Origin of the sequence: Thiomonas sp. (genome assembly GCF_034007205.1) — a bacterium.
Taxonomy (GTDB): domain Bacteria; phylum Pseudomonadota; class Gammaproteobacteria; order Burkholderiales; family Burkholderiaceae_C; genus Thiomonas.
Genome location: NZ_JAVERI010000022.1, coordinates 18,122 through 34,875, shown reverse-complemented (window position 1 = coordinate 34,875; position 16,754 = coordinate 18,122). Strand labels below are relative to the sequence as shown.

The 16,754-nt window shown below is 66.0% G+C and carries 16 protein-coding genes and 1 riboswitch; of the genes, 10 read left to right on the top strand and 6 right to left on the bottom strand.

Going from position 1 to position 16,754, the window contains the following annotated elements:
- The first annotated feature begins 180 nt into the window (after positions 1-180).
- Positions 181-936 carry an aldo/keto reductase gene (locus tag RBR52_RS14055; RefSeq protein WP_413818338.1) on the top strand — a complete coding sequence of 252 codons (756 nt, stop codon included), beginning with the start codon at positions 181-183 and terminating at the stop codon, positions 934-936.
- A gap of 20 nt (positions 937-956) precedes the next feature.
- Here the strand turns inward: RBR52_RS14055 and RBR52_RS14050 are convergent, their stop codons facing one another.
- The gene (locus tag RBR52_RS14050; RefSeq protein ID WP_320377912.1) at positions 957-1,235 is read right to left on the bottom strand and encodes a YkgJ family cysteine cluster protein; all 279 of its coding nucleotides are present in this window, start codon (positions 1,233-1,235) and stop codon (positions 957-959) included.
- Between the two features lie 6 nt (positions 1,236-1,241).
- On the bottom strand, positions 1,242-1,844 hold the full coding sequence (gene wrbA / locus RBR52_RS14045; RefSeq protein WP_320377911.1) for an NAD(P)H:quinone oxidoreductase: 603 nt from the start codon (positions 1,842-1,844) through the stop codon (positions 1,242-1,244).
- 195 nt (positions 1,845-2,039) lie between these two features.
- Between wrbA and RBR52_RS14040 the strand changes: the two genes are divergently transcribed.
- Both RBR52_RS14040 and RBR52_RS14035 read left to right on the top strand, forming a co-directional pair.
- Positions 2,040-3,851, top strand: a complete 1,812-nt coding sequence (locus RBR52_RS14040; RefSeq protein WP_320377910.1) for a GGDEF domain-containing protein — start codon at positions 2,040-2,042, stop codon at positions 3,849-3,851.
- A gap of 2 nt (positions 3,852-3,853) precedes the next feature.
- Positions 3,854-4,822 (top strand): fatty acid desaturase, encoded by a 969-nt coding sequence (locus RBR52_RS14035; RefSeq protein WP_320377909.1) that lies wholly within the window; start codon positions 3,854-3,856, stop codon positions 4,820-4,822.
- On the opposite strand, the gene RBR52_RS14030 is transcribed toward RBR52_RS14035, so the two are convergent.
- Positions 4,800-5,708, bottom strand: coding sequence for a LysR family transcriptional regulator (locus RBR52_RS14030; protein ID WP_320377908.1), 909 nt, complete (start codon positions 5,706-5,708; stop codon positions 4,800-4,802). The two genes, RBR52_RS14035 and RBR52_RS14030, sit on opposite strands and share 23 nt — an antisense overlap.
- 115 nt (positions 5,709-5,823) lie before the next feature.
- Between RBR52_RS14030 and RBR52_RS14025 the strand changes: the two genes are divergently transcribed.
- The 6 genes from RBR52_RS14025 (at position 5,824) to RBR52_RS14000 (ending at position 11,665) form a co-directional block, all read left to right on the top strand.
- Positions 5,824-6,693 carry a pirin family protein gene (locus RBR52_RS14025; RefSeq protein ID WP_413818337.1) on the top strand — a complete coding sequence of 290 codons (870 nt, stop codon included), beginning with the start codon at positions 5,824-5,826 and terminating at the stop codon, positions 6,691-6,693.
- A 63-nt stretch (positions 6,694-6,756) separates the two neighbouring features.
- A complete protein-coding gene (locus tag RBR52_RS14020; RefSeq protein WP_320377906.1) occupies positions 6,757-7,350 on the top strand; it encodes an NAD(P)H-dependent oxidoreductase in 594 nt (197 codons plus the stop codon).
- 35 nt (positions 7,351-7,385) lie between these two features.
- Positions 7,386-7,518, top strand: a riboswitch (TPP riboswitch).
- 31 nt (positions 7,519-7,549) lie between these two features.
- On the top strand, positions 7,550-9,478 hold the full coding sequence (thiC, locus tag RBR52_RS14015; protein ID WP_320377905.1) for a phosphomethylpyrimidine synthase ThiC: 1,929 nt from the start codon (positions 7,550-7,552) through the stop codon (positions 9,476-9,478).
- A gap of 3 nt (positions 9,479-9,481) precedes the next feature.
- Complete coding sequence (gene thiO / locus RBR52_RS14010; protein ID WP_320377904.1) at positions 9,482-10,576, top strand: glycine oxidase ThiO; 1,095 nt, start codon at positions 9,482-9,484, stop codon at positions 10,574-10,576.
- On the top strand, positions 10,573-10,806 hold the full coding sequence (gene thiS, locus RBR52_RS14005; RefSeq protein ID WP_320377903.1) for a sulfur carrier protein ThiS: 234 nt from the start codon (positions 10,573-10,575) through the stop codon (positions 10,804-10,806). The genes thiO and thiS overlap by 4 nt, the downstream gene beginning before the upstream one ends.
- 16 nt (positions 10,807-10,822) lie before the next feature.
- Entirely contained in the window at positions 10,823-11,665 is an 843-nt protein-coding gene (locus RBR52_RS14000; RefSeq protein WP_413818336.1) for a thiazole synthase, read from the top strand.
- A gap of 41 nt (positions 11,666-11,706) precedes the next feature.
- Here the strand turns inward: RBR52_RS14000 and RBR52_RS13995 are convergent, their stop codons facing one another.
- The gene (locus RBR52_RS13995; protein WP_320377901.1) at positions 11,707-13,467 is read right to left on the bottom strand and encodes a glycosyltransferase family 39 protein; all 1,761 of its coding nucleotides are present in this window, start codon (positions 13,465-13,467) and stop codon (positions 11,707-11,709) included.
- 425 nt (positions 13,468-13,892) lie between these two features.
- Positions 13,893-14,216, bottom strand: a complete 324-nt coding sequence (locus tag RBR52_RS13990; protein WP_320377900.1) for a PepSY domain-containing protein — start codon at positions 14,214-14,216, stop codon at positions 13,893-13,895.
- 200 nt (positions 14,217-14,416) lie between these two features.
- Here RBR52_RS13990 and RBR52_RS13985 point away from each other — a divergent pair, with 200 nt between their 5' ends.
- Positions 14,417-16,078, top strand: coding sequence for a multicopper oxidase family protein (locus RBR52_RS13985; RefSeq protein ID WP_320377899.1), 1,662 nt, complete (start codon positions 14,417-14,419; stop codon positions 16,076-16,078).
- 20 nt (positions 16,079-16,098) lie between these two features.
- Here the strand turns inward: RBR52_RS13985 and RBR52_RS13980 are convergent, their stop codons facing one another.
- Positions 16,099-16,662 carry a Cupredoxin gene (locus RBR52_RS13980; RefSeq protein ID WP_320377898.1) on the bottom strand — a complete coding sequence of 188 codons (564 nt, stop codon included), beginning with the start codon at positions 16,660-16,662 and terminating at the stop codon, positions 16,099-16,101.
- Positions 16,663-16,754: the final 92 nt, after the last annotated feature.

The following is a 16,754-nucleotide window of genomic DNA, read 5'->3' as shown; positions in this document are numbered from 1 at the left end:
GGCCGCGCCGTGGTGGTCTCCACCACAAGCGGACTGCAACGTGGCAGTGCGCCGCCCAGACCCCCGGCCCGAAGGGTTGCCCCCAGACGGGGCGCCTGCGGCGTTGTCGGGCAGGGGCAAGGCGACCTGCCTTGCCCCTGCCCTCCGCCTTGCATCCATCCCCGTCTGGGGGCAACGCGGGTGCAGAAATGGCGTGAACAGGCCCTCGACGCAGGTACCGCCGAGAAGCCGCGCATCAATGGCCGTAACACCCTGAACCGCAAGTATTTGATGCAGGCAGTGGACGGCAGCCTCAAGCGCCTCGGTCTGGACTTCATCGACCTGATCTACTGCCATCGCTCCGACCCGCACACCCCGATCGAAGAAACCGTCTGGGCGCTGCACAACCTCATCGAGCAGGGCAAGGCGCTGTATTGGGGTACGAGCGAGTGGAGCGCCGACGAGATTTGCGCCGCCTACGAGATCGCCGAGCGCCACCATCTGCACAAGCCGGTGATGGAACAGCCGGAGTACCACCTGTTCCATCGCCATCGCGTGGAGCAGGAGTATGCCCGCCTGTATGACGACATCGGCCTGGGGCTCACCACCTGGAGCCCGTTGGCTTCGGGCCTGCTCACCGGCAAGTACCGCCAGGGCGTGCCTGCGGGCAGCCGGGGTGCGATGCAGAATGTGAGCTTTTTGCGCGACGGCCTGGTCGACGCGCAAAGGAACGCGGCGGTGGGCGAGCTCGAAGGCATCGCTGAGCAACTCGGTTGCAGCGTGGCGCAACTGGCGCTGGCCTGGGTGGCGCACAACCCGCGCGTGAGTTCGGTCATTCTGGGGGCGTCGAAGTTGTCGCAACTGCAGGAGAACCTGGGCGCTCTGGCCGTGCTGCCCAAGCTCACGCCGGAAGTGCTGGCGCAGACGGACGCCGTTTGCGCCCCGCTGGCGGCGTGATCGCGCGGCGCCGTGGCTGGTCAGGGAGCCGTCTCGCTTTCCAGTGTGCGCAACCACGCCATCGCGTGCTCACGGCTGGCGCCGCACATCTCCGCGCTGGGTTGCAGTCCGCCGCAACAGGCAGGCCGTTCAGGTTTGCCGAAAAGCGCGCAGCGCAGATCCGCTGTCAATTGCACGCAGGGCACGCCCGCCGGCTTGCCCTGCGGCATGCCCGGAATGGAGCTGTTGATCGACGGCGCGATGCAGCAGGCTGCGCAGCCGGTACGACAGGCCGGCGCGGCCAGTGCCCCGCGCGTCATGCGGTTTCAGCCGAACAGCTTTGCAGTAATCCCGGCGACGTGCTTGCCCTGATAGCGGGCGATGTCGAGCTCGTTGGCGCTGGGCTGGCGGCTGCCGTCGCCCTTGCTCAGCGTGGTGGCGCCGTAGGGCGTGCCGCCCGAAATCTCGTCCATATTCGTCAGCCCGGCATGGGCGTAGGGCACACCGACCACGATCATGCCGTGATGGAACAACGTGGTGTGGAAGGAGGTCAGGGTGGTCTCCTGGCCGCCGTGCTGCGTGGCGGTGCTGGCGAACACGCTGCCGACCTTGCCCACCAGCTTGCCCTGCTGCCACAGCGCGCCGGTCTGGTCGAGGAAGTTGCGCATCTGCCCGCACATATTGCCGAAGCGCGTGGGTGTGCCGAAGATCACCGCGTCGTAATCCGCCAGATCGGCAGGCTGGGCGATGGGTGCGGCCTGATCGGTCTTGGCATGGATGGCGGCGACGGTTTCCGCGGGCATGGTTTCGGGCACCCGCTTGATGTCCACGCTGCAGCCCGGCACGCTGCGCGCCCCTTCGGCAACCGCATGCGCCATGGTTTCCACATGTCCCCAGGTGCTGTAATACAAAACGAGAATTTTTGCCATTTCGATGCCTCCTTACGGGTAAGTTTCGGGCGAATCAGGGAGTTGGCCCTGCCCGATATTGTGGCGGAGGCTTCTCGTTCTTGCAGGGCAGGATTTCGGCGCAGCGATGTAACGATGTGAAAACGGCGCGACTGTCATCAAAATGTGATCTGTGTGGGATAGAACCGAGCTTCTCTTTCCTGCGCAGGGCGGCCCATGCTTACTCTCGTTCAACCCCAGATCGGCTATTTCGCCATCCTGCTCGACCGCATTCTGCTGCGGGGTGAGTTGCGCATGGAATTGCAGCCGGTATTCGACTTGCGCGGCCATTCGATCCACGCCTATGAGGCGCTGGCGCGCGGGCCGCAGGGATCGCCGCTGGAGCGGCCAGATGCCCTGTTCCGGACCGCGCGGGAGAACGGGCGTTTATACGAGCTCGATGCCCGGTGTGTGCGCACCGCACTGGAGACTTTCGCGCGGTTGAAGCTGCCCGGCCAGTTGTTCCTCAACGTGACGCAGACCCTGCTGGATTCGGGCTGGCTGGGCAGTGAGGCCATGCTCGATCTGCTGCACAAACTCGGTTTGCCGCCGTCGCGCATCGTGTTCGAATTGCTGAAAAGCGATGATCTGTTCAGGGACGGCAAGGGTCTGGAACAGGCCGAGAATCTGCACCGTCTCGGTTTTTCTCTGGCGCTCGACGACATGGGGCGAGGCTTTGGCCGCTTCGATGCCTGGCAGCGGCTGCACCCGCGCTACCTCAAGATCGACCGTGCGTTCTGCGCCGGTCTGGCCGACGACGCGATCAAGGCGGCCTTCGTGCGCTCGATGCTGCTCATGGCCGAGGCCAGCCGTTCCTGGGTGGTGGCCGAAGGGGTGGAGTCGGCGCGCGACCTGCGCGTGCTGCGCGAGATCGGTGTGCAGCTCGCTCAGGGTTTCGTGCTGGAGCGGCCATCGGCGCAGCCGTCGCGTGAAATGGGGGCGGCGCAGCGGGGCCTGCTCCAGACCGCGCAGCCCGAACTGTATGCGCTGGCCTCGCGCGGCAGCGTGGAACAGTCGGCACTGGGGCTGGCGCGGCCGATTCCCCCGGTGCAGCCGCAGGTGCAGTTGGAAGAGGTGCTGCGGCGCTTCGATGCCCATCCCGATCTGCTGTCGATTCCCGTGGTCGATGCGCAGCAGCGCGCGCTGGGCATTCTCAATCGCTACGTGCTGGCCGACCGGCTGTGGCGTCCGCATGTGCGCGATCTGCTGGGCAACAAGCCGTGCGCGCAGGTGATGAGCGCAGACGTGCTCAAGCTCGACGTGAACAGCAGTCTGCACCAGGCCAGCCAGCTCATTGCCGACGCCAGCTTTCGCCATGCCACCGAGGGCGTGCTGGTCACCGACCAGGGCGTCTATCGCGGCCTGCTGCTGGTGGGCGATCTGCTGCGGCTGGTCAACGAATTCCAGATTCAGACCGCGCGCTACGCCAACCCCCTGACGCTGCTGCCCGGCAATGTGCCCATCGATGAGCAGATCGACCGCCTGCTGGCCGCGGGGCGATCCTTCGTGGTGGCGTATGGTGACATCGATCACTTCAAGCCCTTCAACGATGCATTCGGCTACCAGCTCGGCGACGAGGTCATCCTGCTGCTGGCCGATCTGCTGCGGGCGCGCTTTGGGCGCTCGGGCGATTTCGTCGGGCATATCGGCGGGGATGACTTCATCGTGGTGAGCACGGAGCCGGACGCCATCGACCGCCTGCAGACGCTGCCGCAGGCCTTTGCCGCCGAAATACCGCGGTTTTTCGACGCGGATCAGCGCGAGCGCGGCGGGTACGAGGCGAAAAACCGGCAGGGTGAATCGCAGCGCTTTGGCTTTCCCACCGTGTCCTTTGGCGTTCTGCCCTTGGCAGGGGGTGAGGTGGAGTCGCACCGAGAAGTCTCGGCCCTGCTGGTCGAGCTCAAGAAAGTGGCGAAGGCACAGGCGCAGAACCGGGTGTTCGTCGAGCGGCGGCAGTACGGTCCGCCAATGCCGCCAGTCATGGGGTGAACATGACGGACGCGGCGATCGACCCTCGCGGCATTCCGGCGCGACTCAATCTGCTGCTCGTCGCACTGGCACTGGCACTGTCAGTCTGGTTGTGGATGGGCTTGCCCATGCTGCTGCCCACCTCGCCCGCGCTGGGCTGGAGCCTGTTGATCGTCGTGCTGGCGACCACTTCCTACTGGTCTTTGCTGCACGAGGGCATCCACGCCGTGCTGCTTCCCGACAGGCGGCTGAACGACGCGCTTTCCCGCCTGCTGGCGATCGGCTTTCCGGCGCCGTTCGCCGTGCTGCGCTTCGGCCATCTCAAGCACCATCAATTCAACCGCACCGCCATCGACCGCAGCGAAGTGTTCGATCCGGCCTCGACCACGCGAGGGGCCGCGGCCTGGCGCTACTACCCGCAGTTGCTCATCGGCCTGTACGCCAGCGAGGTCGCCGCGTTGCTGCTGGTGTGGTTGTCGCCGGCGCTGCTGCTGCGGCTGGCGCAGCGTCTGCCTGCCGAGCCGGGCCTGCCATCGCTGGCCGACAGTCTGCAGCGCCAACTGCTCAAGCCCGATACCCTGCGCGCGATGCGGCTCGACAGCCTGGCGTCTCTGGCGCTGATCGCCTGCAGCGCGTGGCTTTACGGGCCGCACGCCTGGATGCTGCTGCTGGCGCTGCTGGGCCGGGGGATGCTGATTTCGCTCACCGACAACGCCTATCACTACGCCACCCCGCTGCATGCGCCGGGAGACGATGTGCGACACGCGCGCCAGCTCGATCTGCCGCGCTGGGCCTCGGCGCTGATTCTGCATTTCAACTATCACGCCACCCACCATCGCCACCCGGCGCTGCCGTGGAGCGCGCTGCCCGCAGCGGCCTGCGCGCAGGACCGGCAGTATGCGCAGCCCTATCTGCGCGCGCTGCTGCGCCAGTTGCGCGGGCCGATTGCGCAGCAGGCGTTGCCGCGCATCAACCCTCCCGCGTCGGGCTGAATTGCTCGGCCAGAAAGTCGAGCAGCGCCCGCACCGCGGACAGCAGACCGCGGCGTGAGGCGAATACCGCGTGAATGATCTCTGGCTGTGGCGCCCAACCGGGCAGCACATGGGTGAGTTGGCCGCTGGCAAGCTGCGCCTGCACCATCATCAGGGGGAGTTGCACGATGCCCGCTCCCGCCACCGCGGCTTCGCGCAGTGCAGGCATGCTCGACGACACCATCCGCGGCTGGTGGCGCACCGCGGCCTGCGCGCCCTCAGGACCGTGCAGATCCCAGGTCTGTGTGAGACCGAGCTGGTTGCCTAAGGCCAGACTGGGCAGCTCGGACAGGCTGGCTGGCGCCTGCGGCATCTGCGTGCGGGCGAGCAGGGCGGGGCTGGCCACCAGCACCTGCACCCGCTCGGCCAGCGTGCGCAGCACCAGATCGCTGTCGTCGAGCGGTGGAGGGCGAACGCGCAATGCGACATCGATGCCTTCGGCCACCACGTCCACGCGCCGGTTGGTGGCGTCAAGCTGCAATTGCACCTGCGGGTAGCGCACCAGGAAAGCCGCGACCATACCCCCGACTTGCGCATCGAGCAGGGCGACGGGGCAGGTCATGCGCACGGCGCCGCAGGGCTCGGCGTGGGTGCGGGCAATGGCCTCGTCGGCCGCGTCGGCTTCGACCAGCATGGCCTTGCAATGGGTGTAGTAAGTGTGGCCGAGTTCGGTGACCACGAAGCTGCGGGTGGAGCGCTGGATCAGCCTTGCGCCCAGTTGCGCCTCCAGCCGCGCCATGCGGCGGCTCAGTTTCGATTTCGGCAGCCCGAGTGCGCGACCAGCGGGCGCAAAGCCGCCTTGTTCCACCACCTGGACAAAGTAATAGAGATCATTCAAGTCGCGCATGGGCTGATTGTTCCATCAATAGAACGATGAAGGCAAATTTTGCGACTACCGAACCCATCGTTCCACCCCTATTCTTTAGTCAGACCGAGGCGAGGCCCCGGATGACAGGAGAAACATGGTGAAAACCCTTCAAGGCATCTACAGCAACCCGCGCCAACATTGGGTAGGCGACGGATTTCCCGTGCGTTCGCTGTTCAGCTACAACAGCCACGGCGTGCAGCTCAGTCCCTTCCTGCTGCTGGACTACGCGGGCCCGGCGCAGTTCGCACCGGCCAAGCAGCCGCGCGGCGTGGGCGAACACCCGCACCGGGGCTTCGAGACCGTGACCATGGTCTATCAGGGTGAGGTGGATCACCGCGACTCGACCGGGGCGGGCGGCCATATCGGCCCGGGCGACGTGCAGTGGATGACGGCAGCGCGCGGCATCCTGCATGACGAGTTCCACTCCCAGGCGTTCACCGAACGCGGCGGCACGCTGGAGATGGTGCAGCTCTGGGTGAACCTGCCCGCCAAGGACAAGATGTCGCAGCCCGGCTATCAGACCTTGCTGAATGCCGACATTCCCGACGTGGCCTTGCCCGATGCGGCCGGGCGGGTGCGCGTCATCGCTGGAGCCTATGCCGGGCACCGCGGCCCGGCGCGCACATTCACGCCGATGGACGTGTGGGACGTGCGGCTCAACGCGGGCGCACAGATCCGCTTCGACATTGCCGCGGGGCGCACGCTGGCGCTGGTGGTACTGCATGGCACGGTGAAGGTGAACGGCGATGCGGTGGTGCGTTCGGCGCAGTTCGGCCTGCTCAGTCGTGATGGCGAAGGCGTGCTGGTCGAGGCCGAGGAAGACGCCACGCTGCTGCTGCTCAGCGGCGAGCCGATCGACGAGCCCATCGTCGGCTACGGTCCGTTCGTGATGAACACGCAAGCCGAGATTCATCAGGCCATGGAGGACTTCAACAGCGGCCGTTTCGGTCAGATCGCGGCTTAAGCGCGCAGCCCCGGAAGTCCTCCGGGGCCGCCTGCCGATTTGCTTTTCAGAAGGGTTGCGACCATGGACAGTCTTCGACTTCTCATTCTTCCCGGCAGCGCTCGCGCGGGCGCCTTCAGTGGCCAAATGGCAGCCTTTGCGGCCCGGGCCGCCGAGCGGCTGGGGTTGCAGACCCGTGTGTTCGATTTGCGCGCTCTGGCGCTGCCGGTCTACGACGGCGACCTCGAGGCCGTGCAGGGCGTGCCCGATGGCGCGCTGGCGCTGCAGGCGGCGCTGCTTGAAAGCGATGCCGTGCTGCTGGTCACGCCGGAGTACAACGGCTTTCCGACGCCTTTGGTGATCAACGCCTTCGATTGGCTCTCGCGCATTCCCGCCACCGAGCAACATCCCGCTGGGCTGGCGGTCACGGCGAACAAGCCGGTCGCCTTGCTGTCCACCTCGCCCGGGCCGCTGGGCGGGCTGCGGGCGATGAACACCCTGCGGCAATACTTGCAGATGGCCTTTGCCATGCTGGTGGCGCCGCAGCAATATGCGCTGGGCCGCGCGCATGAGGCCTTCGATGAGCAGGGCGAACTGCGCGACGCGCGTGCAGCGCAAAGTGTGCAAGGGGTGCTCGACGCCTTGGCGGCGCTGGCGCGTGCGCTGCGTCGACCCTGATCCGAGGGCGATGCGGGGCTGCGCCTATACTGCGCCCAAGCTTGTCGGAGCGCCGGGCGCAATTCCCGGCTGAGACTGCAGATCGCAGAATCCGCTGAACCTGATCGGGCTAGGAAATGCGCCTCAAACGCGCTTCCAACCTGCGGAGGGAACAAGGCGCCGGTGCAACGGCAGGCATTCATCCATCCCCGGAGGAACCATGTCTGCACTGCCCGAATCCCGCTACAAGGTCGATGCCCCCGAGCTGACCGAACGCATCACCCGTACTCCCTTTGCCGCGTCCCGCAAGATTTATGTGCCGGGCAGCCGCGCCGACCTTCGCGTGCCCATGCGCGAGATCAGGCTCTGCGACACCCCGGCGGTGTTCGGCGTGGAAAAGAATCCGCCCTTCGCGGTGTACGACACCTCCGGCCCCTACACCGACCCGCAGGTGAGCATCGACCTGGCGCGCGGCCTGCCCGCGCTGCGCGCGCCGTGGATTGCCGAGCGCGGCGATACCGAGCGCCTGCCCGCATTCAGTTCCGACACCACTCGCCGCCACAACGCCGATGCGGGGCTGGATGCGGTGCGCTTTGCGCACCTGCCGCTGCCGCGCCGCGCCAAGGCCGGGGCCAACGTCAGTCAGATGCACTATGCGCGCAAGGGAATCATCACCCCCGAGATGGAGTTCATCGCCATTCGGGAGAATCAGCGTCTGGAGCAGTTGCAGGACGCGGGCTTGCTGAAGCAGCACCCCGGGCAGAGCTTCGGCGCGGCCATCCCGCCGCGCATCACCCCCGAGTTCGTGCGCGACGAGGTGGCGCGCGGCCGCGCCATCATTCCCAACAACATCAATCACCCGGAGAGCGAGCCGATGATCATCGGCCGCAACTTCCTGGTGAAGATCAACGCCAATATCGGCAACTCGGCCACCACGTCGAGCATTGCCGAAGAGGTGGAAAAAATGGTCTGGGCGATTCGCTGGGGCGCCGACACGGTGATGGATCTGTCCACCGGCAAACACATCCACGAAACGCGCGAGTGGATTCTGCGCAACTCGCCCGTGCCCATCGGCACCGTGCCGATCTACCAGGCACTGGAGAAGGTGGGCGGCGTGGCCGAAGACCTCACCTGGGCGCTGTTCCGCGACACCCTGGTCGAGCAGGCCGAGCAGGGCGTGGACTACTTCACCATCCACGCCGGCGTGCGTCTGCCCTTCATTCCCATGAGTGCGAAGCGCGTGACCGGCATCGTTTCGCGCGGCGGTTCGATCATGGCCAAGTGGTGCCTGGCGCATCACAAGGAGAGCTTCCTCTACGAGCACTTCGAGGACATCTGCGACATCATGAAGTCCTACGACGTCGCGTTCAGCCTGGGCGACGGCCTGCGCCCCGGCTCCATCGCCGACGCCAACGACGAGGCCCAGTTCGCCGAACTCGACACTTTAGGCGAACTCACGCAGATCGCCTGGAAGCACGACGTGCAGACCATGATCGAAGGCCCTGGCCATGTGCCGATGCAGCTCATCAAGGAGAACATGGACCGCCAGTTGGAGAAGTGCGGCGAGGCGCCGTTCTACACCCTGGGGCCGCTGACCACCGACATCGCCCCCGGCTACGACCACATCACCAGCGCCATCGGCGCGGCGATGATCGGCTGGTTTGGCACCGCCATGCTCTGTTATGTCACGCCCAAGGAACACCTCGGCCTGCCCGACAAGCAGGATGTGCGCGACGGCATCGTCACCTACAAGATCGCCGCGCACGCCGCCGACCTGGCCAAGGGCCATCCGGGCGCGCAGGCGCGCGACAACGCGCTGTCCAAGGCGCGCTTCGAGTTCCGCTGGGACGACCAGTTCAACCTCGGCCTGGACCCGGAAAAGGCCAAGGAATTCCACGACGAAACCCTGCCGAAAGACGCCTTCAAGACCGCGCATTTCTGCTCCATGTGCGGCCCCAAATTCTGCTCGATGAAAATCACCCAGGAAGTGCGTGAATATGCCGCCAAACAGGGCGTGGATGCGGAGCAGGCGGTGGAAGTGGGCATGGCGGAAATGTCCGCCGAGTTCCGCGCCGGGGGCGGCGAGGTGTATGTATCCGCGCCACTGCCGCGATCGCGTGCCCCAGTGCCGCACCAACACGAGGACTGAATCATGACCAGTACGACGCCAACGGTTGCCATCGCCGGTGCGGGTCTGTCCGGTCGGCTGCTGGCCTGGCGGCTGCTCAGCGTGGGTGTGTCGGTGACCTTGATCGATGCCCGCGCCCGCAACGACCGCGACCATGCCGCCGGGGTGGCGGCGGCCATGCTCGCGCCCTATGCCGAGCTGGTGGTCAGCGATGCCGATCTGTTCGCCCTCGGCGAGCAGTCCTTGGCGCTCTGGCCGCAGTGGCTGGCCGAGTTGCAGGCGCAGACGGGGAAGACGGTGGACTTTCACCATGAAGGCTCGCTGGTGGTCGCGCATGCGCCTGACTATCCCGGTCTGGCGCACTATGCCGACCTCATCCGCTATCGCCTGCCTGCGGACAGGCGCGGCGCGGTGCAGAGTCTGGACGGGGCGGCAATAGCCGCGCTGGAGCCCGAATTCGCCGGGCGTTTCACCCGCGGGCTGTGGCTGCCGCTGGAAGGCCAGCTCGACAACGGGCAACTGCTCGACGCCTTGCAGTCCGCCATCGAGCAGGGCATGGCGCGCGTGGGTGGGCAGTGGCACGACCGCACGACCGTGCAAGGCATGCAGAGTCAATCGGTGCGCACCGCCAACGGCGCGATGATCGAGGCCGATGTCGTGGTCGACTGCCGCGGCGTGGGCGCAGACTGGCCGGGCGTGCGCGGAGTGCGCGGCGAAGTGCTCACCGTCACCTGTCCGGCCGTGGGCCTGCGCCGCCCGGTGCGGCTGATCCACCCGCGCTACATGCTCTACATCGTGCCGCGCAGCGGCGGGCGCTTCATCATCGGCGCGACCGAGCTCGAATCGCAGGACACCGGCCCGGTCACCGTGCGTTCCCTGCTCGAACTCGCCAGCGCGCTCTACAGCGTGCATCCGGCCTTCGGCGAGGCGCACATCGTGCGCACCGCCACCAGCCTGCGCCCCGCCACCGACGATCACCAGCCGGTATGGGCGCAGCGCGAGGGCGTGTGGCACCTGAATGGTTTCTATCGCCACGGTTTTCTCGTCGCCCCGGCGATGGTGCAGCGTGCCGAGCGCGAGCTGCTGTCCAGACTGCCTGTCGAGGAGACGACGGCATGAACGTATCCGCAATGCCAAGCTCGGCCAAGCTGCAAATTCAGCTCAACGGCGAGGCCGTGCAAACCCAAAGCGCCACGCTGGCCGGGCTGCTCGCCGAGCGCCGCTTCGATGCCACTCGGGCGATGGCCTGCGCGGTGAACCGGCGCTTCGTGCCGCGCGGCGACTGGGCGCAATACGCCTTGCAGCCGGGAGATGCCATCGAAGTGGTCAGCCCTGTCGTGGGAGGTTGAAATGGATCTCGCCAACATGAATCAGACGGATTCCCCCGCGCAGACGGGTTCCGCCTTGCTGAGCCAGCCCGACCCTTTGGAAGTGGGTGGCGTGAGCCTGCACAACCGGCTGTTTCTGGGAACCGCGCGCTATCCCGCGCCCAGCGTGCTGGCCGAGGCCGTGCAGGCGGCGCAGGTGCAGGTGCTGACCGTGTCGCTGCGCCGTCTGGCGCCGGAGCATCAGTCCGGGCAGGCGTGGTGGCAGCGCATTCAGTCGCTCGGCGCGCATCTGCTGCCCAACACCGCGGGCTGCCACTGCGCGGAAGAAGCCATCACCCTGGCCCACATGGCGCGCGAGATTTTCGGCACGCACTGGATCAAGCTCGAAGTCATCGGCGACGACTACACCCTGCAGCCCGACCCCTGGGACACGGTTTGCGCCACGCAGACCCTGGTGCGCGAAGGCTTTGCCGTGTTCGCCTACACCACCGACGATCTGGTCACCGCGCTGAAGTTGCGCGACGCCGGGGCGGCTGCCATCATGCCCTGGGCCGCGCCCATCGGCACCGGCGCCGGGCCGCGCAACCTGCCCGCGCTGCGCACCCTGCGCGAGCGCCTGCCCGACAGCGTGCTGGTGGTCGATGCCGGCATCGGCGCGCCGCACCATGCGGCGCAGGTGATGGAACTGGGCTATGACGCCGTGCTGGTGAACACGGCGGTGGCCGAAGCGGGCGACCCGGTGGCGATGGCGCGCGCTTTTGCCCTGGCGGTGCAGTCCGGCCGCCTGTCCCGCCGCGCTCTGCCGATGCGAGAGCGCGAAGTGGCGCAGGCCTCCACGCCCCTGGTGGGCGTGCCGTTCTGGCATCAGACGCCGGCGTGATCGCATGGAAAAGGATGGACTCAAGCCCATGCAATCGGGCTTCAACGCAAATCGGGCCTCTTGCCGAGGCTGTAAAACACCACGCTGTCCTTGAAGGGCTGGCTTTGCAGCCCCTGAGCGAGGCCGCTGGCAAGCCAGCCAGTCAGTCGATTGCGCGGCACCCATACCGCGAAGGGTTTGCCTTGCGCTCGAGTTTGGAGCACCGCGTCCTTGCGGACGCAGGTGGTCTGCCGTTTGTCGTCGCTGCAGCCGAACCACAGGTCTTCGCTGGTGCTGTCGATCACGTACAACCGATTCACGCCATAGAACAGCAAGGAGGCGTCGTGGTCCTCGAAGGTCTGCCAGGAGAACCAGGTCGTGTCTGCGGGAAGGATGCGCCGCATGGTCGCAGCGACCTGTATTTGCGAGATTTCAGCGGTTTTGGCTTCGGCGAGCCGCGTGGCGAAGTTCACCATGACGATGGCGCTCAGGCTGAAGACCGCAAGGCCGATGGCCAGTCTGTGCGACCACAGCAGCGCGCCGCCGATGAACGCCGCCAGCCCTACGGTCAAGACCAACGAAGGCAGCCAGCCGAATTGTCTTGGAGGCAGGCCCGAGCGCAGCAGCTCGGCATGAAGCGGCGGGGTGAAGGTCATCGCCCAGAGGCCCAGCGCAGCCAGACCGAACAGCAGCGCGCCCGGCCCGAGACGGCGTTGCACGGCGGCATCATTTTTTGCAGCCTGCAACCGCACGCCCAGCCACCAGGCGACCAGCGGCACCACGGGCAGCAGGTAATACGCCCCCTTGTCGCTCGCGGAGGAAAAGAAGACGGTCAGGATGAGGGCGGCGTTGCGCGCCCAGCGCGCGGATACCGTGGCTGCATCGGCGCCGCGCAAGCGAGGCGCAAACCAGGCGAGCGCGGCGAGCAGCGGCGTCCATTGAAAAAAGCCGATCAGCAGCTTGGGGCCGTAATACCACCAGGGGCCATGATGAAAATCGTCCGGGATGCGGGTGCCGAGAAACCGGCCTATGGTTTCGTTGACAAAGAAAAACCAGCCGAAACCCGGCAGCGTGTCGAGCGCGGCCAGATGCCAGGGCGCGGCAACCAGCACAAAGAGGGCGATGGCCCAGGGATCGAGATAGAACTTCAGCAGCTTGCTGCGTTTGCACCAGCCCGGCGCGACCAGCAACTGCACCACGGCGATCAGGCCGAGCAACAGCAGCGCTTCCGGGCCCTTGGTCAGCGTGGCGAGCGCCACGGCAACCGCAGCGGCGCGCAGCCAGACCCGCTGCTGCCGCTCCACCGCAAGCACGAGCAGGGCCAGCGCGGACAGCCAGAAAAACACCATCAACGGATCGAACAGAATGGTGCGGGAGATCATCACATAACCGAGCGCGGTGCCGGTGACCAGCGCGGCGAACCGCCCCGCAAGCGGCGCAGAGACTGCGCGGCCAAACGCGATGCAGCCGAGCACCGTCAACCATGCCGCAGCAGAGTCGGGCAGGCGTGCCTGCCAGGTTCCAACGCCGAAAACCTTGAAGCTCAGCGCCATCAGCCAATAGAGCAGCGGCGGCTTTTCGATGTAGGGCACCCCATCGAGATGGGGAATGATCCACGACCCGCCATGTGCCATCGTCAGAGCGATGGCCGCATAGAGCGCTTCGTCTGTGTCGCGGATGGGCGCGGCGCCAAGGCGCCAGAACAGGCTGACCGCCGCAATCAGCAGCACGAGGCCGTCGAACAACAGATCGGCCCGACGCTGTGTATCGATGCGCTGAGCGGACGGCCCCGTTTTGCGCAAAGGCGTTGTTGCCGCCGGCAAGATCGAGGAAAGGCGAGTTGAGCCTGGTCGCATGGAAAGCGTGATCCGGGTGGAACTGCGGCAAAGTACCCTGCAGCGGCCGACGGACACCACTGCATCAGCCCATTATTTCCAAAGCGCGCGCACACGAAAATGAAGAGCGCATGACGATATCGTCATGCGCCAGATGGACAATACCGCAAACGCCCGAGTTTTGGGCGCAACGCCGTCTCAAGCCTGTACCCCGGCTCTTGGAGCCTGTCGGACTTAAAGGAAATCGGCTGCAAATCTGCCTGGCCGTCCCATATTTCGCCGCTTTTTGGGCAATAGAACGACTATTGCCCGGCAAAATCGTCAAAATCTGGTCTCGGCCAGCCGAATTTTCGCTTCGATTCTTCAAGTCCGACAGGCTCCTGGAGTGGGTGCAGTCCTGGGGTGAGCAGCCCTTAGTCGGCGTTGGCGCCTTCGACGCTGTTTTCCAGCACGGCGCCGGTCTGGGCGTCCACGCCGACTTCATGCTCGGTCTGCCCCACTTTCAGGTCGAAGGAATAGCGCAGGCCGCTGCCGCCTTTTTCCTTTTCCAGTTCCTGGTCGGTGATGGTGGCGCCAGGCAAGGTTTTGAGGGCGATGGCGCGGGCTTCATCCAGCGTTACCTTGGTCTCCTTGCTGTATTGCGAACCGTCCATGGCATAGGCGGAACCGGCGGCGCCGGCCAGACCCAGGGCCAGCGCGCTGGCGAACAGAAATGCGGTTTTGCTGCGTTGTTGCATGATCAGACTCCTTGAGTACTCTTGCGAGCGAAACGCCGCTGGATGCGGCGATCGCAAACCCTTTGCGATGGGAGGAGTGTCGTGCTCAGGACTGAGCGCACGCTTAGCAAACTGTCACAGTTGAGTGACATCCGCACACCATGCCTTTGAGCACCTCGGCATACAGTGAACAGCATGCAGGTCGACCAAGGAGAGATGCGATGAAATCACCTGACGAACACCAGAATGCTGCCGGCGTGAAGGATGCTCCACAGAGCCCAACGCGGCGCAAGGCGCTGTTGGCCTTGGGGGCGCTGGGCTTGACCGCTGGTGAAGCGGCGCGCGCCATGAATATGGGCGGCATGGGCGGCATGCAGATGGGCGAACCGACGCCGGAAACTGCCGCGTCAGGCAGTGGCGTGTTCAGCCGTGCCTTGTTCGTTCCGCCCGAGCTTCATGGCATGCAGCAAGGCGGAGTGCTGCTTTACACCCTGCGCATGGCGCCGGGCCGCAGCATGCTGGTGGACGGTCTGCACACGCCCACCTGGGGTTATAACGGCGCGGTGCTCGGCCCCACGCTGCGCTTGCCGCGCGGCAAGGCGGTGCGCATCGACCTGCACAACGCGCTCGATCAGTCCACCACCACGCATTGGCATGGCGCGCATGTGCCGGGCGAGATGGACGGCGGGCCGCAAAGCCTGATCGCGCCGGGCGGGCAGCGCCGCGTGCACTTCACCCTGCAGCAGCCTGCGGGCTCGCTCTGGTATCACCCCCATCCCGACACCCGTACCGGCCCGCAGGTCTATGCCGGTCTGGGCGGCATGCTGCTGGTGGACGATCCGGCCGACCAACACCTCGGTCTGCCGCAGCAATATGGCGTGGACGACATTCCCCTGATCCTGCAGGATCGCCTTCTTGCGGCCGACGGCCGCCTGCTCTACATGACCCGCATGATGGACCGCATGGGCATGAAGGGCGACCGTTTTCTGGTCAATGGCCGCGAGCAACCGTACTGGAACGCCCCGGCGCAGTGGGTGCGGCTGCGGCTGCTCAACGCCGCCAATGCCCGGGTGTTCAACCTGGCGTTTGCCGATGGCCGCGCGTTTCAGGTCATCGCCACCGATGCCGGGCTGTTGCCGCGCCCCGTGCCGGTTCACAGCCTGTTGCTGGCGCCGAGCGAGCGCGCCGAAATCATGGTCGATCTGCGTCGCGAGCAGGGCAAGCGTCTGGTGCTGCGCAGCGACTCGGGCGCGGTCGTGCCCGATCTGAGTTCCATGCCGATGGACGCTGACGCCTTCGACCATCGAGGCTTCGATCTGCTGGAACTTCGCGTCGGTCCGCCCGCAGGAACGCCTGCGCGTCTTCCCGCCCGCATGGCGGAGCTGCCCGTGCTGCGCGCGGACGCGCCCGTGCGCCGCTTCACCTTGCAGGGCATGTCGGGCAATATGATGAGCGGCGGCATGGGGGGCATGCAAGGTGGTTCGCAGGCGATGGGCGCAGGTGAGGTCGGCCCCGGTGGCATGAGTCTTGGAGTGGGCGGCGAGAAGCTGTTTTCCATCAACCACCGCCATATGGACATGGCCCGAATCGACCAGCGGCTGCGCCTGGGTTCGACCGAAATCTGGGAAGTGGTCAATCAAGGCCATATGGCGCATCCCTTCCACTATCACAGCACCTCGTTCCAGATCCTGAGCCGCAACGGCCAAGCTCCCGCAGCGCACGAGGCGGGGTGGAAAGACACCGTGCTGGCACGGCGCGGCGAAACCGTGCGACTCATCGCCCACTTCAACCAACCGGCGGGTGACGCCCATCCCTTCATGTTCCATTGCCACATTCTGGAGCATGAAGACAACGGCATGATGGGGCAGTTCACGGTGGCCTGACCCCGTTCAGCCGCCCGGGCTCAGCCGCCAAAATAGCCCGGCAGGATTTTTTCGTGCGTGGTCGGCGGATTGTCGGCCAGCAGGTGCCTGTCGGTGGTGACGATGATGAGCCCGGCCATCGGGTCGCCGAAGCCGTGCACGGTGGGGCGCTTTTTCGGCACGGTACGGCCGCCCGGCTCCTTCACCAGTTCGGCATGCACCGAGCAGTAATAGAACTTCAGGCCAGGGCGTCTGAACGCAATCGTGTAGGTGCTGACCGGGTGGCCCGGCCCGGGCGTACCTTGCACGGCGCCATCGAAGCGCTTGCTCGTCGTTCCGGTCAGCGGGTTGTAGCCGATGATGGTGTGCGCGCCGGTGTCCTGATCGACGAACACCACCTTTTGCCCGGGGCGCACCACCACCACGTTTTCCAGAAACATGTTCGCGCCGTTCATGTGCACATACACCGGCGGCATGTGGGCTGAACGATGGGGGGCGGCGAAGCTGGCTGGTGCCGCCAGCAGCACACCGACCGACAGCAGTGCGGCTGCGGCGGCGTGGCGCGCCCGAGTGCGCAGGTGACGCAGGTGACGGGAATCGTGCATATCGTTCTCCTTGGCGATGGCAGGTCGGGCAACAACCGGCGGCGACCACCGCTTCGTGTCGGTTGCGGGCGGATGACAAAGGATGAGAGCCT